At 68.1% G+C, this 24,075-nt stretch carries 24 protein-coding genes; 11 read left to right on the top strand and 13 right to left on the bottom strand.

Annotated elements, in window-relative coordinates; translation table 11 throughout:
- Positions 1-43: 43 nt before the first annotated feature.
- On the bottom strand, positions 44-445 hold the full coding sequence (locus NBE95_RS09615; protein ID WP_058098337.1) for a group III truncated hemoglobin: 402 nt from the start codon (positions 443-445) through the stop codon (positions 44-46).
- Positions 446-661: 216 nt separating this feature from the next.
- Here NBE95_RS09615 and ileS point away from each other — a divergent pair, with 216 nt between their 5' ends.
- A complete protein-coding gene (ileS, locus tag NBE95_RS09620; RefSeq protein ID WP_289893672.1) occupies positions 662-3,592 on the top strand; it encodes an isoleucine--tRNA ligase in 2,931 nt (976 codons plus the stop codon).
- Between the two features lie 53 nt (positions 3,593-3,645).
- On the opposite strand, the gene NBE95_RS09625 is transcribed toward ileS, so the two are convergent.
- The 4 genes from NBE95_RS09625 to NBE95_RS09640 all read right to left on the bottom strand — a co-directional run bounded on the left by NBE95_RS09625 (position 3,646) and on the right by NBE95_RS09640 (position 7,616).
- Positions 3,646-4,845, bottom strand: a complete 1,200-nt coding sequence (locus tag NBE95_RS09625) for a hypothetical protein (protein ID WP_289893673.1) — start codon at positions 4,843-4,845, stop codon at positions 3,646-3,648.
- Positions 4,846-5,271: 426 nt separating this feature from the next.
- Positions 5,272-6,372 (bottom strand): hypothetical protein, encoded by a 1,101-nt coding sequence (locus NBE95_RS09630; protein ID WP_289893675.1) that lies wholly within the window; start codon positions 6,370-6,372, stop codon positions 5,272-5,274.
- Positions 6,373-6,551: 179 nt separating this feature from the next.
- Entirely contained in the window at positions 6,552-7,148 is a 597-nt protein-coding gene (locus NBE95_RS09635) for an HNH endonuclease (protein WP_289893676.1), read from the bottom strand.
- A gap of 147 nt (positions 7,149-7,295) precedes the next feature.
- Positions 7,296-7,616: a multidrug efflux SMR transporter gene (locus NBE95_RS09640; protein WP_019351460.1), complete on the bottom strand. Its 321-nt coding sequence runs from the start codon at positions 7,614-7,616 to the stop codon at positions 7,296-7,298.
- Positions 7,617-7,712: 96 nt separating this feature from the next.
- Between NBE95_RS09640 and NBE95_RS09645 the strand changes: the two genes are divergently transcribed.
- On the top strand, positions 7,713-8,132 hold the full coding sequence (locus NBE95_RS09645; protein ID WP_289893677.1) for a VOC family protein: 420 nt from the start codon (positions 7,713-7,715) through the stop codon (positions 8,130-8,132).
- 198 nt (positions 8,133-8,330) lie between these two features.
- Here the strand turns inward: NBE95_RS09645 and NBE95_RS09650 are convergent, their stop codons facing one another.
- From NBE95_RS09650 to NBE95_RS09660, 3 genes are read right to left on the bottom strand one after another with little or no spacing between them, the layout of a single operon-like run.
- The gene (locus tag NBE95_RS09650; protein WP_289893678.1) at positions 8,331-8,990 is read right to left on the bottom strand and encodes an alpha/beta fold hydrolase; all 660 of its coding nucleotides are present in this window, start codon (positions 8,988-8,990) and stop codon (positions 8,331-8,333) included.
- 9 nt (positions 8,991-8,999) lie between these two features.
- The gene (locus NBE95_RS09655) at positions 9,000-9,623 is read right to left on the bottom strand and encodes a DNA-3-methyladenine glycosylase 2 family protein (RefSeq protein ID WP_289893679.1); all 624 of its coding nucleotides are present in this window, start codon (positions 9,621-9,623) and stop codon (positions 9,000-9,002) included.
- Positions 9,623-10,255, bottom strand: coding sequence for a GntR family transcriptional regulator (locus NBE95_RS09660; RefSeq protein WP_289893680.1), 633 nt, complete (start codon positions 10,253-10,255; stop codon positions 9,623-9,625). The genes NBE95_RS09655 and NBE95_RS09660 overlap by 1 nt, the downstream gene beginning before the upstream one ends.
- Positions 10,256-10,320: 65 nt before the next feature.
- Here NBE95_RS09660 and NBE95_RS09665 point away from each other — a divergent pair, with 65 nt between their 5' ends.
- The 6 genes from NBE95_RS09665 to purF all read left to right on the top strand — a co-directional run bounded on the left by NBE95_RS09665 (position 10,321) and on the right by purF (position 16,302).
- Positions 10,321-11,007 (top strand): pyrimidine 5'-nucleotidase, encoded by a 687-nt coding sequence (locus NBE95_RS09665; protein WP_289893681.1) that lies wholly within the window; start codon positions 10,321-10,323, stop codon positions 11,005-11,007.
- A gap of 59 nt (positions 11,008-11,066) precedes the next feature.
- Positions 11,067-11,276, top strand: coding sequence for a hypothetical protein (locus NBE95_RS09670; protein WP_289893682.1), 210 nt, complete (start codon positions 11,067-11,069; stop codon positions 11,274-11,276).
- Between the two features lie 18 nt (positions 11,277-11,294).
- A complete protein-coding gene (locus NBE95_RS09675; protein ID WP_289893683.1) occupies positions 11,295-12,485 on the top strand; it encodes a UbiH/UbiF family hydroxylase in 1,191 nt (396 codons plus the stop codon).
- Between the two features lie 141 nt (positions 12,486-12,626).
- Positions 12,627-13,991, top strand: a complete 1,365-nt coding sequence (radA, locus tag NBE95_RS09680) for a DNA repair protein RadA (RefSeq protein ID WP_289893684.1) — start codon at positions 12,627-12,629, stop codon at positions 13,989-13,991.
- A gap of 51 nt (positions 13,992-14,042) precedes the next feature.
- Positions 14,043-14,672, top strand: coding sequence for a CvpA family protein (locus tag NBE95_RS09685; RefSeq protein WP_289893685.1), 630 nt, complete (start codon positions 14,043-14,045; stop codon positions 14,670-14,672).
- A gap of 133 nt (positions 14,673-14,805) precedes the next feature.
- Positions 14,806-16,302: an amidophosphoribosyltransferase gene (gene purF, locus NBE95_RS09690; protein ID WP_289894869.1), complete on the top strand. Its 1,497-nt coding sequence runs from the start codon at positions 14,806-14,808 to the stop codon at positions 16,300-16,302.
- 146 nt (positions 16,303-16,448) lie between these two features.
- Here the strand turns inward: purF and NBE95_RS09695 are convergent, their stop codons facing one another.
- From NBE95_RS09695 to gmk, 4 genes are all read right to left on the bottom strand, one after another.
- Positions 16,449-16,832, bottom strand: coding sequence for a hypothetical protein (locus tag NBE95_RS09695; protein WP_019352141.1), 384 nt, complete (start codon positions 16,830-16,832; stop codon positions 16,449-16,451).
- 96 nt (positions 16,833-16,928) lie between these two features.
- Entirely contained in the window at positions 16,929-17,981 is a 1,053-nt protein-coding gene (locus NBE95_RS09700; protein ID WP_289893686.1) for an ATP-binding protein, read from the bottom strand.
- Positions 17,978-18,505 carry a gamma carbonic anhydrase family protein gene (locus tag NBE95_RS09705; RefSeq protein WP_289893687.1) on the bottom strand — a complete coding sequence of 176 codons (528 nt, stop codon included), beginning with the start codon at positions 18,503-18,505 and terminating at the stop codon, positions 17,978-17,980. Before NBE95_RS09705 ends, NBE95_RS09700 begins: the two co-directional genes overlap by 4 nt.
- On the bottom strand, positions 18,502-19,134 hold the full coding sequence (gene gmk, locus NBE95_RS09710; RefSeq protein ID WP_289894870.1) for a guanylate kinase: 633 nt from the start codon (positions 19,132-19,134) through the stop codon (positions 18,502-18,504). The genes NBE95_RS09705 and gmk overlap by 4 nt, the downstream gene beginning before the upstream one ends.
- A 201-nt stretch (positions 19,135-19,335) precedes the next feature.
- Between gmk and NBE95_RS09715 the strand changes: the two genes are divergently transcribed.
- Positions 19,336-20,100 (top strand): PAS domain-containing protein, encoded by a 765-nt coding sequence (locus tag NBE95_RS09715; RefSeq protein ID WP_289893688.1) that lies wholly within the window; start codon positions 19,336-19,338, stop codon positions 20,098-20,100.
- Between the two features lie 70 nt (positions 20,101-20,170).
- Here the strand turns inward: NBE95_RS09715 and NBE95_RS09720 are convergent, their stop codons facing one another.
- Positions 20,171-21,577, bottom strand: a complete 1,407-nt coding sequence (locus NBE95_RS09720; protein WP_289893689.1) for a class II 3-deoxy-7-phosphoheptulonate synthase — start codon at positions 21,575-21,577, stop codon at positions 20,171-20,173.
- Between the two features lie 117 nt (positions 21,578-21,694).
- On the opposite strand from NBE95_RS09720, the gene NBE95_RS09725 reads away from it, so the two are divergent.
- Positions 21,695-22,726, top strand: coding sequence for a GlxA family transcriptional regulator (locus NBE95_RS09725; protein WP_289893690.1), 1,032 nt, complete (start codon positions 21,695-21,697; stop codon positions 22,724-22,726).
- Between the two features lie 128 nt (positions 22,727-22,854).
- Positions 22,855-24,039: an ABC transporter substrate-binding protein gene (locus tag NBE95_RS09730; protein ID WP_289893691.1), complete on the top strand. Its 1,185-nt coding sequence runs from the start codon at positions 22,855-22,857 to the stop codon at positions 24,037-24,039.
- The last annotated feature ends 36 nt before the right edge of the window (positions 24,040-24,075 follow it).

The raw sequence follows: 24,075 nt of genomic DNA on the forward strand, positions 1-24,075 counted from the left end.
AACCCTTTCGGATGTTCCCGTTTTGTTTACACCCGCGCGCGGTTCAGCGCAAGACCGGCGGGCCGGGGCGGCGCTCGCGCAGATCCTCGACCCCCATGCGCAGCCCGGCGCCGATGCGATGCGCCAGCGCCGACCAGGCCCGCGCCGTTTCGGGCGGCAGGGTGCGGCGCAGCGTTTCGTCGAACAGCATGAGCCAGGGCGCGAAATGCTCGGCCCGCACGTCGCCGGCGCGCATGTGCACCTGCATCGGATTGCCGTCGTAGCCGCGCTCGTAAAGGATGGCGTTGCGCCAGAACCGGGCGATCTTGGCCTCGTGCTCGGGCCAGTCGGCGACATGGGCGGCAAAGACCGGGCCCAGCACCTCATGCCGGCGGATCGCCGCGTAGAAGGTGGCGACGACGCGGTCGATCTGTTCGGGGGTGACGTCAAAGCGCGGCGGAATCATGGCGCCGATATGGGCCGGGACGGCCGGGCTTGCAAGGCGGCAGCATGTCACGGCCCCCGCCCCGAGAAAGCCGCGCTTGCAGGGCTCGGGGCGGTTTCCTATAACCCGCGCATGTTCAGCAGGGCCGGGATTTTCCGAATTATCCGCCCGGCGGCGTAGGGGGTCCTCGCCGCCGGGTCACGCATGCCTGCCCAGCCACCGAAGGATTCCCGCCAGATGAGCGACACCACCACCGAAACCCCGGCCGCGCCCGATTACCGCGACACCGTCTTCCTGCCCCAGACCGATTTCCCGATGCGCGCCGGCCTGCCGCAGCGCGAGCCGGAATGGCTGGCCCGCTGGGAACGGATCGGCATCTACGACCGGCTTCGGGAACGGGCGGCGGGGCGCGCGCCCTTCATCCTGCATGACGGCCCGCCCTATGCGAACGGCCATCTGCATATCGGCCACGCGTTGAACAAGACCATCAAGGACATCGTGGTGCGCAGCCACCAGATGATGGGTCGCGACGCCCGCTATGTGCCGGGCTGGGACTGCCACGGCCTGCCGATCGAATGGAAGATCGAGGAGAAATACCGCAAGGCCGGGCAGGACAAGGATGCGGTCGACATGGTGGAGTTCCGCCAGGAATGCCGCCGCTTCGCCGAGGAATGGGTGGCTATCCAGCGCGAGGAGTTCAAGCGGCTGGGCGTCACCGGCAAATGGGACCAGCCCTACCTGACCATGGACTATCACGCCGAGGCGGTGATCGCGGCCGAGTTCATGAAGCTGCTGATGAACGGCGCGCTCTATCAGGGCTCGAAGCCGGTGATGTGGTCTCCGGTCGAGAAGACCGCGCTGGCCGAGGCCGAGGTCGAGTATCACGACCATACCAGCCACACCATCTGGGTGCGGTTCCCGGTGGCATCCTCGCAGGGTGTTTGGGCAACGGAGAGGCCCGCCAGCGTGGTGATCTGGACCACGACGCCCTGGACCATCCCGCAAAACCGCGCCGTGGCCTATAATCCGGGCATTGCCTATGGGCTTTATCGCGTCGATGCGGTGGCCGAGAATGCCACCGCAAAGCCCGGCGAGCTGCTGGTGCTGGCCGATGCGCTGGCCGAGAGCGTGAAGCAGGCCGGCAAGATCGAGGATTGGCAGCGGATGCGCGACGTGACGGCGGCCGACATGGAGGGCGTGGTGCTGGCGCATCCCTTCCGCGGTGTCGAGGCCGGCGCGGGCGAGTGGGACTATGCCGTGCCGCTGCTGCCCGGCGATCACGTCACCGACGATGCCGGCACCGGCTTCGTGCATACTGCGCCCAGCCATGGCGACGACGACTACCAGCTTGGCCTGCGCTTCAAGCTGCCGATGACCTACAATGTCGAGCCGGACGGCTCCTATCGCGCCGACCTGCCGATCTTCGGCGGCCAGGCCATCATCGGCTCGGACGGCAAGGAAGGCCCGGCCAATGTCAGCGTCATCAAGCAACTGGCCTGGGCCGGCGCGCTGCTGGCCAAGGGCAAGATCAAGCATTCCTACCCGCATAGCTGGCGCTCCAAGGCGCCGCTGATCTATCGCAACACCCCGCAATGGTTCGCCGCCATCGACCACAAGCTGACCGACGGCATGGGCGAATATGGCGACACCATCCGCACGCGGGCGCTGACCAGCATCGACAGGCTGGTGACATGGTGGCCGCAATCGGGCCGCAACCGCATCCATTCGATGGTCGAGAACCGGCCCGACTGGGTGCTGTCGCGCCAGCGCGCCTGGGGCGTGCCGCTGACCTGTTTCGTGAAGAAGGGCGCCAGGCCATCCGACCCGAATTTCCTGCTGCGCGACCAGCGCGTCAACGACCGCATCATCGCCGCCTTTGAACGGGACGGCGCCGATATCTGGTATCGTCCCGGCTTTGCCGCCGAGGTTCTGGCGGGCGTTGCCGATCCGGCGGATTACGAGCAGGTGATGGACGTGCTGGATGTCTGGTTCGACAGCGGCTCGACCCATGCCTTCGTGCTGCGCGACCGCGCCGACGGGGCGCCGGACGGCATCGCCGACGTCTATCTGGAGGGCACCGACCAGCATCGCGGCTGGTTCCAGTCCTCGCTGTTGCAGGCCTGCGCGACCCGGGGCCGGGCGCCCTATCGCAACGTGGTCACGCATGGCTTCACCCTGGACGAGAAGGGCATGAAGATGTCCAAGTCGCTGGGCAATACCATCGTGCCGGCCGAGGTCATCAAGCAATACGGCGCCGACATCCTGCGGCTCTGGGTGGCGCAGACCGACTATACCGCCGACCAGCGCATCGGCCCCGAGATCCTGAAGGGCACCGCCGACAGCTATCGCCGGCTGCGCAATACGTTGCGCTTCGTGCTGGGCAACCTGGACGGCTTCACCGAGGCCGAGCGGGTCGAGCCGGCCGAAATGCCGGAACTGGAGCAATGGGTGCTGCACCGCCTGGCCCAGATCGACCGGCAGGTGCGCAAGGGCTATGACGGCTTCGATTTCCAGGGCGTGTTCCAGACCGTGTTCCAGTTCGCCACGGTCGACCTTTCGGCCTTCTATTTCGACATCCGCAAGGACGCGCTTTACTGCGATGCGCCCGATTCGGCGCGGCGGCGGGCGACCCGCACGGTTCTGGACCTGCTGTTCCACCGGCTTGTCACCTGGCTGGCGCCGATCCTGCCCTTCACCATGGAGGATGTCTGGCTGTCGCGCTTTCCGTCCGAGGAGGACAGCGTGCATCTGCAGGACTTCCCCGTCACCCCGGCGATCTGGCTGAACGAGGCGCTGGCGCGGAAATGGGAAGCCATCCGCCGCGTCCGCCGTACCGTCACCGCCGCGCTGGAGATCAAGCGCAGCGACAAGGTGATCGGTGCCAGCCTGGAGGCCGCGCCGGTGGTGCATGTCGAGGAGGCCGAGGATCTCAAGGCGCTGAAATCGGTGGATTTCGCCGATATCTGCATCACCTCGGGCCTGAGCCTGACCGCCGACCCTGCCCCGGGCGAGGCTTTCCGGCTGTCGGACGTGCCCGGCATCGGCGTGGTCTTCGAGGAGGCCGAGGGCGAGAAATGCCAGCGCTGCTGGAAGATCCTGCCCGATGTCGGCAGCCACAAGCACCCCGGCACCTGCGCCCGCTGCGATGCGGTGCTGAACGGGGGATAGGCGGCGCGTTCAGGCCGGTTGGGCCGGCCTGAGCGCCTGCGGGCCGGCAATGCCTAGCGGAACCAGAGGCCGGCCCGCCGCAACCGCTGGCGCGTCGCCCGTTCGGTCGAAGGCGGGGTTTCGCCGGCGAACATCGGACGGATCCGGCTGCGCCCCTCGCCGCTGGCGATCAGGCGGGCGACGGCCTCGTCTTCGATCAGCAGGGGCGCGATGCGGGGATCGGCCGTCAGCGCCTCGACCAGCGCCACCACCGCGTCGGATTCGCGGGCGTAGAGCAGCGACAGATTGCGATAATGGCAGGTCGCCCAGCCGTCGAGCCCGTCGAGTTCCGGCCCCGGACGGCCGCCGCCCAGAGAATGGATCACCAGCGGCAGCGTGACCTGATCGAGCCAGGGATCGAGGCTTTGGCAGGCCAGCGCCTCGCCCGGCTGATCCTGGATCGCCACCGCCCAATCCAGGAAGCGGCGGCCGAATTCCTGCGGATCGGCGCCGAAGAACCAGCCGGCGTTGAAATACAGATAGCGTTCCCAATGCTCGTCGGGCTGCGCCGGATCCAGAGAGCTGTCGAAATCCAGGCCGAACCGGTCATAAAGCGATTTCCAGATCTGCGTGTAGCCGGGCCCGTAAGGCGGCGGCTCGGGCCAAGTGCCGCTGCGGCGCATCGAGGCCGAGGGGCGGGCGAAATCGAAATCCACCCGGTCCAGCGGGCCGGTCACCAGGGTGTCGCTGTCGAAGAACACGAAGGGCTGGCCGGCCGGCAGGATGGCCAACGCCTCGATCTTGTTGCCATAGGGATAGCTGTGGCCGAAGCGCGTCGCGGTAAAGGGCAGGATCTCGGCGCCGAAGCCGGTCAGCGCGGCGCGCACCGGTTCGGGCATGGCGACGCGGCGCCCGGCCCAGGCGCCTTCGGCACGGGGTTCGGCGACGATCAGGCGGCCCGACCAGCCGGGCGCGTTGCGGCGCAGGCTGGCGGCGAACAGCACCGTCTCGATCCCCAGCCGGCCCCCCTGCCCGATCAACAGGATGTTGAAATCCCGTGCCGCTGCCGGGGTCGCTGCGGGAAGCGCCGGTGCCTCCAAGGCGGGTCCGGGCTTGCGCGCCTCGCGCTCGGCCTGGCGCGCGGCGCGCCTTGCCTCGCGCTCGGCCTGGTTGGCGGCCTGGCGCGCCAGCCGCTCTGCGGCACGGGCTTGTTTTCGGGCAAGATTCGCGGCTTCCGACCCGGCGCCGGTCGAATTCCTGTCCTCTGCGGCCATGCTGCTACCCCACACGAATCCTTCGGTGAGCCGGTCTTAGCAATAATGCAGGGCCTCATTCCAGAGGCGAGTTTATCAATTCCCACTCAACCATAATAAGAGCGGCAGTCGCGGAATAATAAACATATATCATCCCTAAATTGAATGGTTAGGGAATAAATGGACGAAACCTCACCAAAAAGGCAGGTTCACCGTTCCGGGCTTTCATTGCAGGGTGGCGAAAGCCGTTGAACGAGTTCCTCTTTTACAGGTACGGCGAGACCGGGTGAGACATGGGCACTGTCCTCACCCGGTCGCTCTCGTCCCCGAATTTGACATCCAGCCGGCGCCTTGTCGATTCTCCGTTGAGATTACGGCGCTTTCTTGCCGATGCCGTTGCGGCAAGGGTGCGGAACTGCCTGGTTCCGCACCGCCGCCGGGGCCGGTCTACAGCAGGAAATCACCGGCCTGCAGGGTGAATACGCCTTGCAGATGAAAGGCGAAATCCGCCGCGCCGTCGCCGTCCCTGTCTGCCGTGACCACCGTCGTGCCGCCGTTGCGATAATAGCGCAGTTCTCCGGCGCTGCCGGAAAACGCCTCGGTCCCGATGAAGCGGAAGGCGTTGTTGCCGCCTCGATCCAGATCGGCATCAAGCGGCGTCAGGTCGAGCCGGTCGCCTTGCCAGCGCCTGAAATCCATCACCACGTCGCGGCCGGCCGGCCCGATGCCGCTGTCGGCCGGCGCCATGAAGACGAACCGATCCGCGCCCAGACCGCCGAACAGCCGGTCCGAACCCAGGCCTCCGGCCAGGATATCCGCGCCGGCCTCGCCATGCAGCATGTCGTTGCCGATGCCGCCGAACAGCCGGTCGGCATGAGCGCCGCCCCGCAGCAAGTCGGCGCCCGCCTCGCCCCACAGCAGATCGGCGCCGGCGCCGCCCGAGAGGATGTCGCCGTCGGCGCCACCGAACAGACGATCCTCTCCATCCTCGCCGAACAGCCGGTCACTGCCCAGCCCGCCCCACAGGCTGTCATGCCAGACCCCGCCCCGCAGCAGGTCATTGCCCGCGCCGCCGTAAAGCTGATCCGCCCCGCCGCCGCCGTGAAGTTGATCCCAGCCGTTGCCGCCGTTCAGCGTGTCGCGGCCCAGGCCGCCGTAAAGCGTATCGGAGCCGCCATTGCCATTCAGCAGATCGTTGCCTGAGAATCCCAGGAAGAAATCCGCCCGGCTGCCACCGGAAAGCACGTCGGCGCCGGCAAGGGCTTGGCCGATCACCGCCAGATCATCCGTCAGGCCGGAGCTTGCGGCGGCATCGGCAATATCCGCCGCCGCCATGCGGACGCCCTCGACCGCGGAAAGCCGGTCGTTGCCGTGGTGGAGGATATAGCTGGTGACCGTCCCGGAATAGGGCTGACCGTCACGGTCATAGCGGAACCCCGAGCCCAGGAAAACCTCGCGGAACCCGTCCTCGTAATAGACGGTGAAGCTCGAGGTCGTGCGCCTGACGCTGTCACCATAATACATGTTCGAAAAGTCGATTTCCCTCATGTCGATACCAATCGACGGGTGAACCGTTATTCTTGCCATCCAAACCTCGAAAGCAGCAAAAAAATGTGCCGATGGGTGACGCAATACCCGGCGCAGCGCCGGAAACAAGCCGTGTTTTCGAAGGGCTCGTTTCGTCGGCGCAGGCTAGCGCCAGAGGCGGCGGCGCACCGTCGCCGGCGTCATTCGGAAAGCAGCTCGCTGTCCCAGTAAAGATAGTCGATCCAGCTTTCATGCAGGTGGTTCGGCGGGAATCGGCGGCCGACCGCGTGCATCTCTTCGGCGGTGGGACGGCGCGGGATGCGGCGCAGCTTCAGCCCGGAATGGCGCAGCGACTTGTTGGCCTTTCTCAGGTTGCAGGGCGAGCAGGCGGCGACGACGTTCTCCCAGCTGGTCACCCCCCCGCGCGAGCGCGGGATGACATGGTCGAAGGTCAGATCGCCCTTGGCGCCGCAATACTGGCAGCAGAATTCGTCCCGCAGAAAAAGATTGAAGCGCGTGAATGCCACGCGCTTCTGGGGTTTCACGAAATCCTTCAGCACCACGACCGAGGGGATGCGGATGCTGTGGCGTTGGCTTCGCACCACCTCGTCATATTCGGCGATGATCTGGACCCGGTCCAGGAACACCGCCTTGACCGCCTCCTGCCAGGGCCAGAGCGACAGGGGGTAGTAGCTGAGCGGCCTGAAATCGGCGTTGAGCACAAGCGCGGGATGGTGGCGCAAGAAGGAAGGCTCGCGCACGAACTGCGTTCGGAAATCGCCGTGGTCGTCCAGCATCGGCACCTCGTTTCGCCTTGCCCGGAACTCATCCTGATGGGTAGGCCGACTATATATCGCGGCCATGGGCTGACAAGTCCCCGAATATATGCCCGCCGATCAAATAGCCGCGCGGCGTGACACGGGTGTGACAGGACGATGCGCCGATCAATGCGGCGAGGCAAGCTTCATCAGCACCAGTCCCGAGACGATCAGCACCGCCGCCACCAGGCGCAGCGCATCGGCCGTCTCGCCCAGCAGCGCGATCCCCAGCACGAAGGCTCCGATCGCGCCGATGCCGGTCCAGATCACATAAGCGGTGCCCAGCGGCAGCACCTTCATCGACAGCGACAGGAACCAGATGCTGGCCGCCATCCCGACGACGGTGACCACCGTCGGCCAGGGGCGGGTGAAGCCCTCGGATTGCTTCATGGCAAGGGCCCAGACGATCTCGAAAAGCCCTGCCACGCCAAGATAGATCCACGCCATGCCATTCCTCCTGTCGCGCCGGACCAAGCTGTCGCGCCGGGCGGGGAAGGTCAAGCCGGGCTGGCCCTGCCGGCAAAGAGCTGGCAAGATCGTGGCATGAGAACGCCACCCCAGTTGATCGGGACACTGGAATCCGCGCTTTACGCCGAGGATCTGGACGAGGCCGCGCATTTCTGGACCGGCATCATCGGTCTGACCGAGATCGCCCGCGTGCCGGGCCGGCATGTCTTTTTCCGCTGCGGCGGCCAGGTGCTGCTGGTGTTCCGGGCCAGCGCCACGCGCATGCCGCCGAAAGCCGGTGCCCGGCTGCCGGTGCCGCCGCATGGCGCCGAGGGGCCGGGGCATTTCTGCATGGCTGCCGAGCCGGGCGCATTCGACGCCTGGCGCGCGCATCTTGAATCTGCAGGGATAAGGATCGAGGCCGATTTCACCTGGCCGCAAGGCGGCCGGTCGCTGTATTTCCGCGACCCGGCCGGCAATTCCATCGAAATTGCGGATCCGGCCATCTGGACCTGAGAGAGAGGCCGCTCAGCGGCGGGCGCGAACGGTCACGCGCTGCGGTTGCGGGGCAAGGAAACGCAACACCACCGTGCCGGCCGGAATCAGGGCGATCGCGGTCATCCAGATCAGGGTGGTCATGGGCTTTCTCCTCGTCTCTCCAGAATCAAGGTAGGGCCTGGTTCGGGTTTGGCAAGGGCGGGATCGTTCAAACCTTCAGGGTTTGGCGGCAAATCGCTCTTCCAGGAAAGCCAGCGCCACCGACAACCCGTCGGGAGAGATGCCATGCGCGGTGCCCTTCATCACATGCCCGTAGACGGTGAACCCGGCCTTCTGCAGCGCTTCGCCCGCGATGCCCATGCTTTCGAAGGGCACCACCGGGTCCTGGTCGCCATGAAGCAGCAGGATCGGCGGCCTGGTCCTGACCTCCCCCGCCTTCTCGGGCTCCAGCAGCCGGCCCGAGAAACCGACCACGCCGGCGATCTCGGGTTCGCGCTGTGGTGCCACGGAAAGCGCCATCATCGTGCCCTGAGAGAAACCGATCAGCGCCAGCCGGTTCGGCGCCAGCCCCTCATCTGCCAGAACCTTGTCAAGGAAGGCATTGATGTCCTTGAAGGATTGCGCGGCCGAGCTGCGGGCCTGCTCCTCGCTGGAGCCATCCATCCAGGGGATCGGAAACCATTGATAGCCCATCGGGTTGTTCACGCAGCGCTCGGGCGCGTCCGGGGCATAGAAGGCGGTGCCCGGCAGGTGCGGCGCCAGCGGATCGGCCAGGCCCAGCAGGTCGGCCCCGTCGGCGCCGTAGCCATGCAGGAAGACCACCACGGAATCGGCCTTCTGCGGCCCTTTGCGTTCGGATTTCAATTCGCGCAGCATCTCGTCCCCCTAACGGACGCCCTCGCGCCCCTTTGCGGCCCGGTAATAGGCCCAGAGCGCCCGGGCCGCAACCGCGCGCCAGGGCCGCCAGGGCTCGGCCAGCGCCGTCAGCGCGGCGGGACCGGGCCGCTCGGGCAGGCCGTAGAGCAGCCGCGCCGCCTCGGCCAGCGCCAGATCGCCGGCAGCGAAGGCATCGGCCCGGCCGAGCGCGAATTTCAGGTAGATCTCGGCGGTCCAGCGGCCGATGCCCGGCAGCACCGTCAGCCGGGCGATCACCTCGTCGTCGGACAGGCCGCGCAGGCCCGGCCAATCGACCCCGGCCGCGACGATGCCGCGCAGGTAGCGGATCTTCGGGCGCGACAGGCCGGCGGCGCGCAAGGCCTCGTCATCCGCCGCCGCGATCCCGGATTCGTCGGCCAGCCCCGCCGCGGCCAGGCGCGCGCCGATCGCGCTGGCCGCCCGCGTCGAGATCTGCTGCGAGACCAGCGCGTCGCGGATCGCTGGAAATCCCTCGGGCCAGCGCCGCATCGGCAGCGGCAGCAGCGCCGGCAGTTCCCGCGCCCAGACCGGGCAGACCCGCATCAGATGCGCCGCGCCTTCCTCCAGATCGGCGGGCGCGCGGATCTCGCGCATCATTCCTCCTCGTCGGCCAGCCGCGCCTCTTCCTTCAACCGGGTCTCGAAGGCCATCGAGATATGGTGCCGCAGCGCCTGTTCCGCCGTCGCCCCGTCATGGGCGGCGATGGCGTCGACGATGGCCTGATGCTCGTCCAGCGTCACCACGTCGCGGCCCTGCGCCGCCAGGCTGGTGCGTGCCATCAGCGCCATGCTGCGATGCACCAGGTCCAGCTGCTGCACCAGATAGCGGTTGTGCGAGGCCAGGTGGATCTGGTGGTGAAAGCGGCGGTTCGCCCGCGCCAGGGCCTGCGGATCGCCCAGGATGGCGCGGTCGTCCTCGACCATGCCGGCCAGCACGCGCACCTCCTCGGGGGTGGCGTGGCGGGCGGCCAGCCGCGCGGCCAGCGCCTCGAGCTCGGCGCGCACGGTGTAAAGCTCGGCCAACTGGTTGTGGTCCAGCGTGGCGACGATCAGGCTGCGCCCGTCGCGCTTCAGCATCGACTGGGTTTCCAGCCGCTGCAGCGCCTCGCGGACGGGCGTGCGCGAGACGCCGAAACGCTCGGCCAGCTCAGATTCGACCAGCCGGTCGCCGGGGCGATAGATGCCGTTGTCGATGGCGGAAAGGATCAGGGAATAGGCGTCTTTCATGGCGGGCACGATTCCCGCTTGGAACGGCGATTGCAAGCGCCATGCCGCGGGTTTAGGCAGTTGTCATGGATTTTCGTCATGTCTCCACCTGGATCTTCGATCTGGACAACACGCTTTATGCGCCCGAGGTCAGGCTGTTCGCCCAGATCGAGCGGCGCATGACCGCCTATGTCATGCGCGAATTGCGCGTGACCGAACCCGAGGCCGGCCGGCTGCGCCGCCATTACTGGCGCACCCATGGCACCACGCTGGCCGGGCTGATGGCCGAACATGGCATCGACCCGCTGCCCTATCTGCGCGACGTCCACGACATCGACTTCACGGTCCTGACCCCGGATCCGGAACTGGCGGCGCTGATCGCCGCCCTGCCCGGCCGCAAGATCGTGCATACCAATGCCGACAGCGCCTATGCGGCGCGGGTGCTGGAGCATCGCGGGCTGATGGTCTTCGACGCGATCCACGGCGTCGAAGAGGTGGATTTCCACCCCAAGCCGGATGCGCGCGCTTATGCCGCAGTCCTCGCCGCCGAGGGGTTCGAACCGAACAGCGCCGCCATGTTCGAGGACGACCCGAGAAACCTCGCCGTCCCGCATGAGCTTGGAATGCGGACGATTCTGGTCGGTCCGGGGCGCCACGGCCCGGACGAGCTGGCCGGGGACCAGGACCACGGGCCGCATGTGCATTACCGCACCGGCGACCTGACCGCCTTCCTGCGCGGGCTTGCCGGAACCGACGCGCCGGTTAAGACTTGAGCTTCCGTCCGACCGGGAAAACCGCAAGCCCCGGAAAACCGCAAGCCAAGGAACGCGCCATGTCCGAACCGCTCACCCCCGCCGAAGCCGCAGCCCAGAACCGGGCCGAAGCGCGCACCGCGAGAAGCCTTTTCTCCTTCGCGCTGCTGGTCGTGGTGCTTTCGGCCGTCTGCCTCGTGCTTTGGGGCCTGCCGGCGCTCAGCCTGATCGGACTGGCGGCCACCGTGCTGGTCTTTGTCATGCTCGCTGCCTATGCGGCGGGATTCTAGACCGACCGGAACCGGATGATGCAGATCGACAACACCGAGATCCTCGTTTCCGGCGGCGGCATCGCCGGGCTGATCGCGGCCGCAGCCTTTGGCAGCGCCGGCCATGCGGTGACCTGCGTCGATCCCGCCCCGCCGGTGACGGAGGAGACGGCCACGGGTTCGGACCTGCGCAGCACCGCCTTCCTGCAGCCTTCGATCGCCGTGCTGCAGGCCGCCGGGCTGTGGGATCGCCTGCTTCCCCATGCCACGCCCTTGCAGGTGATGCGCATCATCGACGCCGGCGGAAAACGGTCGCAGGCCCGCCTGAGCCGCGATTTCGACGCCGCCGAGATCTCGGACCAGCCCTTCGGCTGGAACCTGCCCAACTGGCTTTTGAAGCGCGAGATCTCGGCCCGCCTCGCCGGGTTGCAGAATGTCCGCTTCCTGCCCGGCACCGGCACGGCAGGGCTGGTGGTCCGCGACAGCGAGGCCTTGGCGACGCTGACCGACGGCAACCGGGTCCGCGCAAAGCTGGTGATCGGCGCCGACGGCCGCAACTCGCCGGTCCGCGAAGCGCTCGGCATCGGCACCCGCACGCTGCGCTATGGCCAGAAGGCGTTGGCCTTCGCCGTCACCCATGAGCGCCCGCATGACAATGTCTCGACCGAGATCCACCGCTCGGGCGGCCCGTTCACGCTGGTGCCGCTGCCCGACCGCGACGGCAAGCCGAGCTCGGCCGTGGTCTGGATGGAGCGCGGCGCGGAAACCGCCCGACTGCGCGCCCTGCCGCGCGAGGCGTTCGAGGCCGAGCTGAACCGCCGTTCGGCCGGGGTTCTGGGCCATCTGACCCAGGCTACGCGCCTGACGGAATGGCCGATCATCAGCCAGATCGCCGACCGATTCACCGGCCCGCGCACGGCGCTGATCGCCGAGGCCGCGCATGTCGTCCCGCCCATCGGCGCCCAGGGGCTGAACATGAGCCTTGCCGATCTCGCCGCCCTGGTCGCGCTGTCCTCGGGCGATCCCGGCAGCGCCGCCTCGCTCGACGCCTATGAGCGCCGCCGCCGCCCCGAGGCGCTGGCCCGGCTGATCGGCATCGACGCGCTGAACCGCGCCAGCATGATCGCGGCCCGGCCGCTGCGCGACCTGCGGGCCGCGGCCCTGGGCAGTCTCTATGCCGCTGCTCCGGTCCGCAAGCTGTTGATGCGCGCCGGATTGGGCATGCACTGAGGGGGTTCCGTTTTCCAGATGCCCATTGCGCAGCGGCGGACGCTCGGGTCCGGCAGCCCGGCCTTATGGGTATGCAAGAAACGGCAAGCGCCGACGCCGGGCCCATGGCGCAGCGCCGCGCAATCTGCCACATAACGGCGCATGGCCAAACCGATCACCGCCTTCACCTGCACCGCCTGCGGCGCCAGCCATCGCAAATGGGCCGGCCGCTGCGAAGCCTGCGGCGCCTGGAACACCATCATCGAGGAAGCGCCGCTGAGCCAGGGGCCCGGCCGCGGCCTGGGCACGCTCAAGGGCAAGAGCATCCCGCTCTCCGGGCTCGATACGCAAGAGGCGCCGCCGCCGCGCGCCACTTCGGGCATCGCCGAGCTCGACCGGGTGCTGGGCGGCGGGCTGGTGCCCGGCTCGGCGATCCTGGTGGGCGGCGATCCGGGCATCGGCAAATCCACGCTGCTTCTTCAGGCTGCCAGCGCCTTCGCCCGTTCGGGGCAAAGCGCGATCTATGTCTCGGGCGAGGAAGCCAGCGCCCAGGTCCGGCTGCGCGCGCAGCGCCTGGGTCTGGGCGACGCGCCGGTGCGGCTGGGGGCCGAGACGGCGCTGCGCGACATCCTGACCACGCTCGACGCCGAGCGGCCCGATGTCGCGGTGATCGACTCGATCCAGACGCTTTGGTCCGACCGGATCGAGGCGGCGCCGGGCTCGGTGGCGCAGGTCCGCGCCGCCGCCCATGAGCTCGTCACCTTCGCCAAGCGCCGCGGCACCTCGGTCATCCTGGTCGGCCATGTCACCAAGGAGGGCCAGATCGCCGGCCCGCGCGTGGTCGAGCACATGGTCGACACCGTGCTGTATTTCGAGGGCGAGCGCGGCCATCAGTTCCGCATCCTGCGCGCCCACAAGAACCGCTTCGGCCCGGCCGACGAGATCGGCGTCTTCGAGATGACCGGCGGCGGCCTGTCCGAGGTCGCCAACCCCTCGGCGCTGTTTCTTTCCGAACGCGGCGAGCCCAGCCCCGGCTCGGCGGTCTTCGCCGGGATCGAGGGCACCCGCCCGGTGCTGACCGAGGTGCAGGCGCTGGTCGCGCCCTCGACATTGGCGAGTCCCCGCCGAACCGTGGTCGGGCTCGATGGCGGCCGGGTCTCGACCATCCTGGCCGTGCTCGAGTCGCGCTGCGCCATCCCCTTCGCGGGGCTCGACGTTTTTCTCAATGTTGCCGGGGGGATGCGTGTCAACGAACCCGCCGCCGACCTTGCTATCGCCGCCGCGCTGCTCAGCGCGCGCGAGGACGCGGCGCTGCCCGCCGATTGCGTGCTTTTCGGCGAGATCAGCCTGTCCGGGGCGCTGCGGCCGGTCGCCCAGGCGGAAAACAGGTTGAAAGAGGCGCAGAAACTTGGTTTTTCACGGGCGATCCTGCCAGCGGCCACCAAGGTCGAGGGCGTGGCCGGCATGCGGATCGACCGCATCGCCGACCTGACAAGTTTCGTGGGCGAGACCTTCGGCGCCGGATGACGGCGGCGGGCCTGGCTTTCAGACGCGGCAAAACCGCGAAAGGGCGTGAAAATGGACGGATTCACCATCATCGACGGCATTGTCGCGGCCGTGATCATCCTCTCGGCGATCCTGGCCTATGCGCGCGGCTTCGTGCGCGAATCGCTGGCGATTCTGGGCTGGATCGGCGCGGCGGTGCTGGCCTTCATCTTCGCGCCGACGGTGCGGCCGATGGTGGCGCAGGTGCCGGGGCTGAACAAGTTCCTGGCCGACAGCTGCGAACTGGGCACCATCGCCGGCTTCGCCGCGGTCTTCGCCCTGGCGCTGGTGCTGTTCTCGATCATCACGCCGCTGTTTTCCTCGGTCGTGCAGCGGTCGGCGCTTGGCGGCGTCGACCAGGGCATGGGTTTCCTGTTCGGGGTGGCGCGCGGCATCCTGCTGGTCGCCATCGCCTTCATCGTCTATGACCGGGTGATGGTGACGCAGCCGGTGGCGGCGGTCGAGAACTCCCGCTCGGCCCAGGTGTTCGAGCGGATGCGCGGCCAGATGGACCAGCAGATCCCGCAGGACGCGCCGGGCTGGGTGGTCAGCCGCTACGAGCAGCTGGTGCGCAGCTGCGCCCCCGCCGGCCAGCCGGTCGATGCCGCGACCCAGACTCCGGCCCAGAGCCCGGCCCAAACTCCCGCGGCGCCGGCGAACTGAAACAATATGCCGCTTTCGTGACATAAAAAGCGCCCCGCCGCGGCGGTGGGGCGTGACTTCGCCGGCCTGACACCCTAGATTGGCGTCAAGCGCCCATGCCCAGCCCCGGAATAGCCCCAAGAGTTCGGTGATGATGCAGCCATTCCTTGCCCATCCCTTCGATTCCGACCGCCTGCACGAAGAATGCGGCGTGTTCGGCGTGATCGGAGTGACGGATGCCGCCAATTTCGTCGCTTTGGGGCTGCACGCCCTGCAGCACCGCGGGCAGGAGGCCGGCGGCATCGTCAGCCATGATGCCGAACAGGGTTTCAACAGCGCCCACCGCTTCGGCTACGTCCGCGACAACTTCACCAAGCAAAGCCTGATGGAAACGTTGCCCGGCTCGCTCGCCATCGGGCATGTGCGCTATTCCACCGCCGGCACCAAGGCCGCGACGGCGATTCGCGACGTCCAGCCCTTCTTCGGCGAATTCGCCATGGGCGGCTGCGCGGTGGCGCATAACGGCAACATCACCAACGCCCTGGCCCTGCGGCGCGAACTGATCGAGCGCGGCTCGATCTTCCAGTCCAGCAGCGACAGCGAATGCATCATCCACCTGATGGCGCGCTCGATCCAGCGCAACATCCCGGAACGGATGAAGGACGCGCTGCGTCGGGTGGAAGGCGCCTTCAGCATCATCGCCATGACCCGCACCAAGCTGATCGGCGTGCGCGATCTGCTGGGCGTGCGGCCGCTGGTGCTGGGCAAGCTGGGCGACGAGGGCTTCGTGCTGGCCTCGGAGACCTGCGCGCTCGACATCATCGGCGCCGAGTTCCTGCGCGAGATCGAGCCGGGCGAAATGGTGGTGATCTCCAAGGGCGAGGTCGAAAGCTCGCGTCCCTTCGGCCCCTCGAAGGGGCGGTTCTGCATCTTCGAGCATGTCTATTTCTCGCGCCCCGATTCGATCATCGGCGGCCGCTCGGTCTACGAGACCCGGCGCCAGATCGGCGTGGAACTGGCGCGCGAGGCCCCGGTCGAGGCCGATCTGGTCTGCCCGGTGCCCGACAGCGGCACCCCGGCCGCCATCGGTTATGCGCATGAAAGCGGCATTCCGTTCGGCATGGGCATCATCCGCAACCAATACATGGGCCGCACCTTCATCGAACCGACCGAACAGATCCGCAACATGGGCGTGCGGCTGAAGCTCAACGTCAACCGGGCGCTGGTCAAGGGCAAGCGCGTGGTTCTGGTGGACGATTCGGTGGTGCGCGGCACCACTTCGCGCAAGATCAAGGACATGATCCTGGATGCCGGCGCCGCCGAAGTGCATTTCCGCATCGCAAGCCCGCCCACCGCCTGGCCATGCTTCTATGGCGTGGACACGCCCGATCGCGACAAGCTGTTGGCGGCGCAGATGTCCGAGGCGGAGATGCGCGAATGGATCGGCGTCGACAGCCTGGCCTTCGTGTCGCTGGACGGGCTTTACCGCGCCGTGGGCGAGGCCGAGGGCCGCAACAAGTCCTGCCCGCAATATTGCGATGCCTGCTTCTCGGGCGAGTATCCGGTGGCGCCCTTCGACCAGCTCGAACGCGGCTTCCGGATGAAATCCGACGGCGTTGCGGGCAACGTGACCGGCCACGCCGCCGAATAGGCCGTCCCACGCGGCCCCGGCGCGGGGCCGCGAAAAATGCCAGGGCTTCCCTGCCCTTTGATCCGGGCCGGTCGGCTGCCGCAGCAGCATTAATCGGGTGCTGCCTGCGGCCCCGTCCGCTTTCTGCGAGCAGGCTCGGTTTCCGGCTATTTCTGGCAGTCGAGCGTGACTTCGACCGGGTTGGGCACCAGTTCCAGCATGGCCCCGCTGCCGGCATCGACGCCGGCGCCGATAATGCCGCCGAAGATCACATTGCCGGCCATCGCCGCTCCGCCCCCGCCGGCGACCCGATTGGTCACCCGCACCTGTTGGGGCTGGCAGCGATCCTTGCTGATCAGCGCGTTCAGTTCGGACTTGCGGGGCAGCTTGAAGGTGCAGGGTGTGCCGGCGCAGGTCTCGCCATTGCTCAGCTTAACCTGGGCGCCCTGGGGGGTGGAGTTCACCACCAGCGCGTCCTTGGTGCCCCTGGTGATCGTCGCGCAGCCGGCAAGCGAAAACACGGCTAGGGCCACGGTCAGGAATCGGATCATGTTCAGTCCTCACGTCATGTCGAGAACTTTCAGAGAACACGAGAATCCCTTACAACCGGTAAACCCGCGCGACATTCCGGCAAAGCCGCGCAGGCCTCAGATCCGCCCGATCTTCTGCGGCAGCAGGACGGTGAAGCGGCTGCCCTCGCCGCGATGGCTTTCGATCCGCAACCGGCCGCGATGGCGGTTGATGATATGCTTGACGATGGCAAGCCCCAGCCCGGTGCCGCCCTGCTCGCGCGAGCGATGCGTGTCCACCCGGTAGAAGCGTTCGGTCAGTCGCGGCAGGTGCTGGGGATCTATCCCCTCGCCCCGGTCGGCGACGCTTACCGACCAGGCCGGGCCGCGCAGCACCGGCTCATGCTCCAGATGCTCCAGCGTCACCGTGACGACGCCGCCGGTGCCGCCATATTTCACCGCGTTCTCGATCAGGTTGTGAAACACCTGCACCAGCTGGTCGGCATCGCCGGGCAGCGGCACTTGGCCCTCGGCGCCCAGCAGATCCAGCCGCACACCCGCCGCCGCGGCCGCCGGGGCCAGCGTCGCCACCACGCCGCGCAGCAGCCCCGCCAGCTCGATGCCCTGCGCCGGCCGCCGCCGTTCGTCCTGCTCGACGCGGCTCAGGGACAGCAGGTCGGCGATCAGCCGGTTCATGCGGCCGGCCTCGCGCTCCATGATGTCCAGGAAGCGGTCGCGCGCCGCGGCATCGTTGCGGGCCGGGCCGCGCAGCGTCTCGATGAAGCCCATCAGCGCGGTCAGCGGCGTGCGCAGCTCGTGGCTGACATTGGCGACGAAATCGCGCCGCATCAGCTCGGTCTCCTCGTCGCGCGAGCGGTCCTCGATCGCCACCGCCGCGCCGCTGAAGCCCGGGGCGTCCAGCGCCGTCACCGTGACCTCGCAGAAGACGCGCCGTTCGGCGGCGCCCAGGGTCAGCGTCAGCCGCGCCCGGTCCTGGCCGGACAGCACCGCGTCCAGCGCGGCATTCACCTCGGGGTGGCGCAGCACGGTGACGAAGGGCCGCCCGCTTGGCGTCGGCCCCAACAGCGCCTCGGCCAGTTCATTGGCGCCGACGATGCGCGCCTGCCGGTCCACGGCCAGCATCGGCACCGGCACTGCCCGCAACAATGCGTGAAGCCGCGCCTCCATCATCCCTCGAAGGCCTGGGTCAGGCCCTTGCGATAGCGCGCGGCGTTGCGGCTGTAGCCCTCGGCCGATTTCAGCAGCTGCGCCCGGGCGATGTCGTCCAGCTCGCGCACGATCTTGCCGGGCGCCCCCATGACCAGAGAGCCGGGCGGGATCACCTTGTTCTCGGCGATCAGCGCCCCGGCCCCGATCAGCGAGCCGGCGCCGATGCGCGCGCCGTTCAGGATGATCGCCCCCATGCCGATCAATGCCCCGTCCTCGATGGTGCAGCCGTGCAGGATGGCGCGGTGGCCGATGGTACAATTGGCGCCGATGGTCAGCGGATAGCCGATATCGGTATGGCAGACCGTCAGGTCCTGCACGTTCGCGTTGCGGCCGACGCGGATCTCCTCGTTGTCGCCGCGCAGCACGGCGCCGAACCAGACGCTGGCGCCCGGCTCCAGCACCACCTTGCCCATCAGCTGCGCATCCGGCGCCACCCAGGCGTCCGCGGCAATCTTCGGCGCGATGCCGTCCAGTTCCCAGATCATGCGCTTTCCTCCTCCATCAGGGCGCGAACAAAGGGACCAAGGCCGACCTGCCGGTCGCGGCGCTGCCGCTCGGCCTTCAGGATGGTGATCAGAGTTTCGGCGCTGCGGTCCAGGTCGTCATTGACGATCACGTAATCATATTCCGCCCAATGGCTGATCTCGTTGCGGCTTTTCCGCATCCGCGTGGCGATCACCTCGGGCGCGTCCTGCCCGCGCGAGACCAGGCGGCGCTCCAGCTCGGTCAGGCTGGGCGGCAGCACGAAGATCGAGATCACATGCTTTCCCAGGCTCGAGGCGCGGATCTGCTGGCCGCCCTGCCAGTCGACGTCGAACAGCGTGTCGCGTCCGGCGCGCATCGCCGCCTCGACCGGGCCGCGCGGCGTGCCATAGAAATTGCCGAAGACCTCGGCATGTTCCAGCATCTCGCCGGCCGCGACCATGGCGCGAAACTCGTCCGTGCTGCGGAAATAGTAATGCTCGCCCTCGACCTCGCCGGGCCGCGGCTTGCGGGTGGTGGCCGAGACGGAAAAGCGCAGCTCGCGGTCCCAGTCCATCAACCGCCGCGCCAGCGTCGACTTGCCCGCCCCCGAGGGCGAGGACAGGATCACCAGAAGTCCGCTGCGCTCCAGAACCATGCTCATGTCCCCTGCCGTGCCTCGCGCCGCCTGAATGGCCTCGCCCGCCAGCCGGGTCAAGCCCCGCCCCCGCGGCGACGCGCGGTGACGGCGGATTTTAACCATCGGCCGAGAATTCTCTCGGAAAAGATCGAGGAAGGGTTTAGATTTCCTGCAGGAGTTTGTTTTTCCAGGTAAGCAGGTAAGGCCCGGGCGATGGCGCAGGATCACGGTCAGGACGGGGATTGTCCGCCCAAGCGGCCGGGCTGCAGCCAGGGCAAGCTGCTGCACCTGGCGGATTACGAACCGGTGCAGATCGACCGGATCCTGGGCGAGCTGCGCGGCTATTGGGAAGGGCTGCGCCATGGCCGCGCCATTCCCGCCCGCGGCGATGTCGAGCCGCGCGGCATTCGCCGGGCCTTGGATTATGCCTTCATTCTGGAACGCATCGCGCCGGGTGCGGCGCGCTTTCGCTTGGCCGGGCGGCACCTGATCGACCTGATGGGCATGGAGGTGCGCGGCATGCCGCTTTGCGCCTTCCTGAACACCAGTTCGCGCGGCCGGCTGTCGGACGTGCTGGAAAGCGTCTTCCGCGGCCCGCAGATCGCCGAGATCGCGCTTGAGTCCCCTGCCTCCTACGGCCGGCCCGGACTGCGCGGCGGGATGCTGCTCTTGCCGTTGCGCTCGGATCTGGGCGACGTGACGCGGGCCTTGGGCTGCCTGATCAGCGACGGCAAGCTTGGCCAGAGTCCGCGGCGCTTCGACCTGGTCGGCGACCAGCAATTCCCGGTCATCCCCGGCGCCAGGGTGCTGGAGCCTTCGCCCTCGCACCCGGGGTTCGACGAAGCGCCGGCGCGCTGGCAGGCAAGCCTGCCCGCCGAGCCCCGCCCGTCCGAGCCCGCGACGCCCGAGGAACGCCGGGCGCGGTTCCACGTCATCCAGGGCGTGCCGCCGCCCCGGCCGCGCGGCGGCCGCTTCTGACGACGGCACGAAAAAGGGCGGCAAGGGCCCTGCCCCCACCGCCCGATCCGTGCTCGCGCCCTGCGCCCGCTCAGCTTGCCCTGGCGTGCTTGGAGCCGTTGATGCGGCGGTTGCGCAGTTCCTCGGCCACCAGGAAGGCCAGTTCCAACGACTGGCTGGCGTTCAGCCGCGGATCGCAGGCGGTGTGATAGCGGTCCGACAGATCTTCGTCGGTGACGGCGCGCACGCCGCCGGTGCATTCGGTCACATCCTGGCCGGTCATCTCGAAATGCACGCCGCCGGGGATGGTGCCCTCGGCGCGGTGGACGGCAAAGAACTCGCGCACCTCGCGCAGCACCGAATCGAACGGCCGGGTCTTGTAGCCCGAGGCCGATTTGATGGTGTTGCCGTGCATCGGATCGCAGGACCAGACGACATTCGCGCCCTCGTCCCGCACCGCCTTGATCAGGCGCGGCAGGTGGTCGCCCACCGCCCCGGCACCGAAGCGGGCGATCAGCGTCAGCCGGCCCGGCTCGTTCTCCGGGTTCAGCTTGGCGATCAGTGCCTTGAGGTCGCTGTCGCTGATCGAGGGGCCGCATTTCAGCCCGATCGGGTTCTGCACCCCGCGCGCGAACTCGACATGCGCGCCGTCGACCTGACGGGTGCGGTCGCCGATCCAGATCATGTGACCCGAACCCGCGACCGGCAGGCCGGTGGTCGAATCGATGCGGGCCAGCGCCTCCTCGTATTCCAGCAGCAGGGCTTCATGGCTGGTGTAGAAATCCACCTTGCCGAGATCATGCGCGGTTTCCGAGGTCACGCCGGCGGCGGCCATGAAGGCCATGGCGTCGCTGATCCGGTCGGCGATGTCGCGATAGCGTGCGGCTTCATCGCCGCCGGTGAAATCGCTGATCCAGCTTTGCACCCGATGCATGTCGGCATAGCCGCCGGTCGAGAAGGCGCGCAGCAGATTCAGCGAGGCCGCGGCCTGTGTATAGGCCGACAGCATGCGCTGCGGATCGGGAATGCGCGCCTCGGGGGTGAAATCGAAACCGTTGATGATGTCGCCGCGATAGCTGGGCAGCTCCTGCCCGTCCAGCAGCTCGGTCGGGGTTGACCGCGGCTTGGCGAACTGCCCGGCCATGCGGCCGACCTTGACCACCGGCAGTTGCGCGCCCCAGGTCAGCACCACCGCCATCTGCAGCATGACCTTGAAGGTGTCGCGGATGTTGTCGGCCGAGAATTCGGCGAAGCTCTCGGCGCAGTCGCCGCCCTGCAGCAGGAAGGCGCGGCCGGCCGCGACCTCGCCCAGCGAGCCCTTCAGCCGACGCGCCTCGCCGGCGAAGACCAGCGGCGGGTATTTGGCCAATTGCGCCTCGACGGCGACGACGGCGGGCTGGTCGGGATAGTCCGGCATCTGGACGCGCGGATAGGCGCGCCAGCCACGCTTGTCCCATGCCTTTGCCGGGGTCGCGGAACTGGAATGCATCGGTGCCATGATCCTATCCTTCATGTGATCGGTGATCGCCATATAGAGGCTGCGGGGGCAAAGGAAAAGCCTTGCGCGCGCCGGCATTGCCTGCTGATCTGCCGCGACAGCAGACGTGCGACCGCCATGCCAGATCAGGATCCAGCAGTCCCCCCTTCCCCCGCCCCGCCCCCACCGCCTGCCGCGCCGGCTGTGCAGCGCTATGTCTTCCTGCTTCTGGACCGTTTCACCCTGGTCTCCTTCGCCGCGGCGATCGAGCCGCTGCGGCTGGCCAACCGCCTGGCCGGACGGACGCTCTACGACTGGCGGCTGGTGGGCGAACAGGCCGGAGAACAGGCCGCAGAACAGGGCGCCGCCGCCTGCTCGAACGGCGCCCGCGTCATGCTTGACGGCGGGCTTGCCGACACCGCGCGCGGCGATACCGTGCTGGTCTGCGGCGGGCTCGACATCGCCCGCGCCGCCACCCGCCCGGTGCTGGCCTGGCTCCGGCGCGAGGCCCGGCGCGGCACCCGCATCGGCGCGCTGTGCACCGGGGCCTGGGTGCTGGCCGAGGCCGGGCTGCTTCACGGCCGCCGCTGCACCATCCATTGGGAAAACCAGGACGGTTTCGCCGAGAAATTCCCCGACGCCACCCTGATCCGCACCGTCTTCGTCGAGGACGGAAACCGCCTGACCGCCGCCGGCGGCACCGCCGCCATCGACCTGATGCTGCGCCAGATCGCCCGCGACCACGGCCAGGACCTGGCCGGGCGGGTGGCCGACCAGATGATCCACACCGCCATCCGCTCCGAGCAGGACGACCAGCGCCTGGCCGCGCCCGCCCGCATCGCCGCCCGCCACCCGCGGCTGGCCCAGGTGCTGGCCCGGATGGAGGCGCATATCGAGGACCCGATCAGCCCGGCGCTGCTGGCCGCCGAGGCCGGGTTGTCGCCGCGCCAGCTCGAACGGCTCTTCGCCCGCCATCTCGGCCGCTCGCCCAAGCGCTATTACATGGAGCTGCGCCTGGAGCGCGCCCGCCACCTGCTGGTCCAGACCGAGATGAGCATGATCGAGATCGCCCTCGCCTGCGGCTTCGCAAGCACCGCCCATTTCTCAAAATGCTACCGCGCAACCTTCGGCAGCACACCCTATCGGCAAAGAGAAGCCGCCGGCCGGTAGGGGGACGGCAGATGCGCGGCTTCAACCGCGCGATCTGCCGCAATGTGCAGTCTCCAAGCCGCTTTTCTTTTCGACGGCGCGCTTATAACCTGTCTGACAGGACAACGTTCCACTCAGGGAGACTAGGAATGAAAAAGCTTCTTCTTGCCAGTGCCGCCGGAGCCTTGCTTGCCGGCGCCGCAGGTGCCGAGGAGATCAAGATGGGCATCTCGCTGGGCCTGACCGGGCCGCTGGAGTCGATCTCGCCCGCCATGCAGAAGGGCGCGGAGCTGGCGATGAAGGAAGTGAGCGACAGCGGCAAGCTGCTGGACGGCTCGACCGTGACCCCGGTGGTCGCCGACAACACCTGCACCGACGCGGCCGCCTCGGTCGCCGCTGTCACCCGACTGGTCACCGCCGAGGGCGTCAAGGGCGTCATGGGCGGCATGTGCTCGGGCGAGACCATCGCCTCGCTGGAGCAGGTCGGCGTGCCGCAGGGCGTGGTGATGATCTCGCCCTCGGCCACCTCGCCGGCGCTTTCGACCATCGACGACAAGGGCTTCTTCTTCCGCACCTCGCCCTCGGACGCGCGCCAGGGCGAAGTGATGGCCGACATCGTGCTGGAGCGCGGCATCAAGTCGGTGGCGGTGACCTATACCAACAACGATTACGGCAAGGGGCTGGCCGACAGCTTCGCCGAGGCCTTCAAGGCCAAGGGCGGCACCGTGACCGTGGTATCGGCGCATGACGATGGCAAGGCCGACTATTCCGCCGAGGTCGCGGCGCTGGCCGCCGCCGGCGGCGATGCGCTGGTCGTGGCCGGCTATGCCGATCAGGGCGGCTCGGGCGTGATCCAGGGCGCGCTCGACACCGGCGCCTTCGACACCTTCGTGCTGCCCGACGGCATGGTCAACAACGTGCTGGTCGAGAAGTTCGGCGCCCAGCTGGAAACCTCGTTCGGCCAGAACCCCTCGGCCGAGGGCGAAGGCCATGACAAGTTCGCCGAACTGGCGAAGGCGGCGGGCTTCGACGGCACCTCGGCCTATGCCGGCGAATCCTATGACGCCGCCTCGCTGATGCTGCTGGCCATGCAGGCCGCCAAATCCTCGGACCCCAAGGTCTACAAGGACAAGGTAATGGAGATCGCCAACGCGCCGGGTGAGAAGATCTATCCGGGCGAGCTGGCCAAGGGGCTGGAGCTGCTCGCGGCCGGCACCGATATCGACTATGTCGGCGCCACCTCGGTCGAGCTGGTCGAGCCGGGCGAAAGCGCCGGCGTCTATCGCGAGGTGGACTTCAAGGGCGGCAAGCTCAACGTGGTCGGCTTCCGCTGAACGGCAGGCTATCGCGAGGGGGTCCGGTGAAATCCG

Origin of the sequence: Paracoccus sp. TOH (assembly GCF_030388245.1) — a bacterium.
In the GTDB taxonomy this organism is placed as follows: domain Bacteria; phylum Pseudomonadota; class Alphaproteobacteria; order Rhodobacterales; family Rhodobacteraceae; genus Paracoccus; species Paracoccus simplex.

What these genes read in the sequence shown, in the direction of transcription:
- NBE95_RS09650 (WP_289893678.1), bottom strand. Translation starts at nt 8,990, where the DNA reads ATGCTGCGCGAATTGAAATCCGAACGCAAAGGGCCGCAGAAGGCCGAT.
- NBE95_RS09635 (WP_289893676.1), bottom strand. Translation starts at nt 7,148, where the DNA reads ATGCTGGACGACCACGGCGATTTCCGAACGCAGTTCGTGCGCGAGCCT.
- NBE95_RS09695 (WP_019352141.1), bottom strand. Translation starts at nt 16,832, where the DNA reads ATGATCCGATTCCTGACCGTGGCCCTAGCCGTGTTTTCGCTTGCCGGC.
- NBE95_RS09730 (WP_289893691.1), top strand. Translation starts at nt 22,855, where the DNA reads ATGAAAAAGCTTCTTCTTGCCAGTGCCGCCGGAGCCTTGCTTGCCGGC.
- NBE95_RS09720 (WP_289893689.1), bottom strand. Translation starts at nt 21,577, where the DNA reads ATGGCACCGATGCATTCCAGTTCCGCGACCCCGGCAAAGGCATGGGAC.
- radA (WP_289893684.1), top strand. Translation starts at nt 12,627, where the DNA reads ATGGCCAAACCGATCACCGCCTTCACCTGCACCGCCTGCGGCGCCAGC.
- NBE95_RS09700 (WP_289893686.1), bottom strand. Translation starts at nt 17,981, where the DNA reads ATGATGGAGGCGCGGCTTCACGCATTGTTGCGGGCAGTGCCGGTGCCG.
- NBE95_RS09665 (WP_289893681.1), top strand. Translation starts at nt 10,321, where the DNA reads ATGGATTTTCGTCATGTCTCCACCTGGATCTTCGATCTGGACAACACG.
- NBE95_RS09615 (WP_058098337.1), bottom strand. Translation starts at nt 445, where the DNA reads ATGATTCCGCCGCGCTTTGACGTCACCCCCGAACAGATCGACCGCGTC.
- NBE95_RS09725 (WP_289893690.1), top strand. Translation starts at nt 21,695, where the DNA reads ATGCCAGATCAGGATCCAGCAGTCCCCCCTTCCCCCGCCCCGCCCCCA.
- NBE95_RS09705 (WP_289893687.1), bottom strand. Translation starts at nt 18,505, where the DNA reads ATGATCTGGGAACTGGACGGCATCGCGCCGAAGATTGCCGCGGACGCC.
- NBE95_RS09640 (WP_019351460.1), bottom strand. Translation starts at nt 7,616, where the DNA reads ATGGCGTGGATCTATCTTGGCGTGGCAGGGCTTTTCGAGATCGTCTGG.
- NBE95_RS09715 (WP_289893688.1), top strand. Translation starts at nt 19,336, where the DNA reads ATGGCGCAGGATCACGGTCAGGACGGGGATTGTCCGCCCAAGCGGCCG.
- purF (WP_289894869.1), top strand. Translation starts at nt 14,806, where the DNA reads ATGCAGCCATTCCTTGCCCATCCCTTCGATTCCGACCGCCTGCACGAA.
- NBE95_RS09675 (WP_289893683.1), top strand. Translation starts at nt 11,295, where the DNA reads ATGCAGATCGACAACACCGAGATCCTCGTTTCCGGCGGCGGCATCGCC.
- NBE95_RS09655 (WP_289893679.1), bottom strand. Translation starts at nt 9,623, where the DNA reads ATGCGCGAGATCCGCGCGCCCGCCGATCTGGAGGAAGGCGCGGCGCAT.
- NBE95_RS09660 (WP_289893680.1), bottom strand. Translation starts at nt 10,255, where the DNA reads ATGAAAGACGCCTATTCCCTGATCCTTTCCGCCATCGACAACGGCATC.
- NBE95_RS09625 (WP_289893673.1), bottom strand. Translation starts at nt 4,845, where the DNA reads ATGGCCGCAGAGGACAGGAATTCGACCGGCGCCGGGTCGGAAGCCGCG.
- NBE95_RS09645 (WP_289893677.1), top strand. Translation starts at nt 7,713, where the DNA reads ATGAGAACGCCACCCCAGTTGATCGGGACACTGGAATCCGCGCTTTAC.
- ileS (WP_289893672.1), top strand. Translation starts at nt 662, where the DNA reads ATGAGCGACACCACCACCGAAACCCCGGCCGCGCCCGATTACCGCGAC.
- NBE95_RS09670 (WP_289893682.1), top strand. Translation starts at nt 11,067, where the DNA reads ATGTCCGAACCGCTCACCCCCGCCGAAGCCGCAGCCCAGAACCGGGCC.
- NBE95_RS09630 (WP_289893675.1), bottom strand. Translation starts at nt 6,372, where the DNA reads ATGAGGGAAATCGACTTTTCGAACATGTATTATGGTGACAGCGTCAGG.
- NBE95_RS09685 (WP_289893685.1), top strand. Translation starts at nt 14,043, where the DNA reads ATGGACGGATTCACCATCATCGACGGCATTGTCGCGGCCGTGATCATC.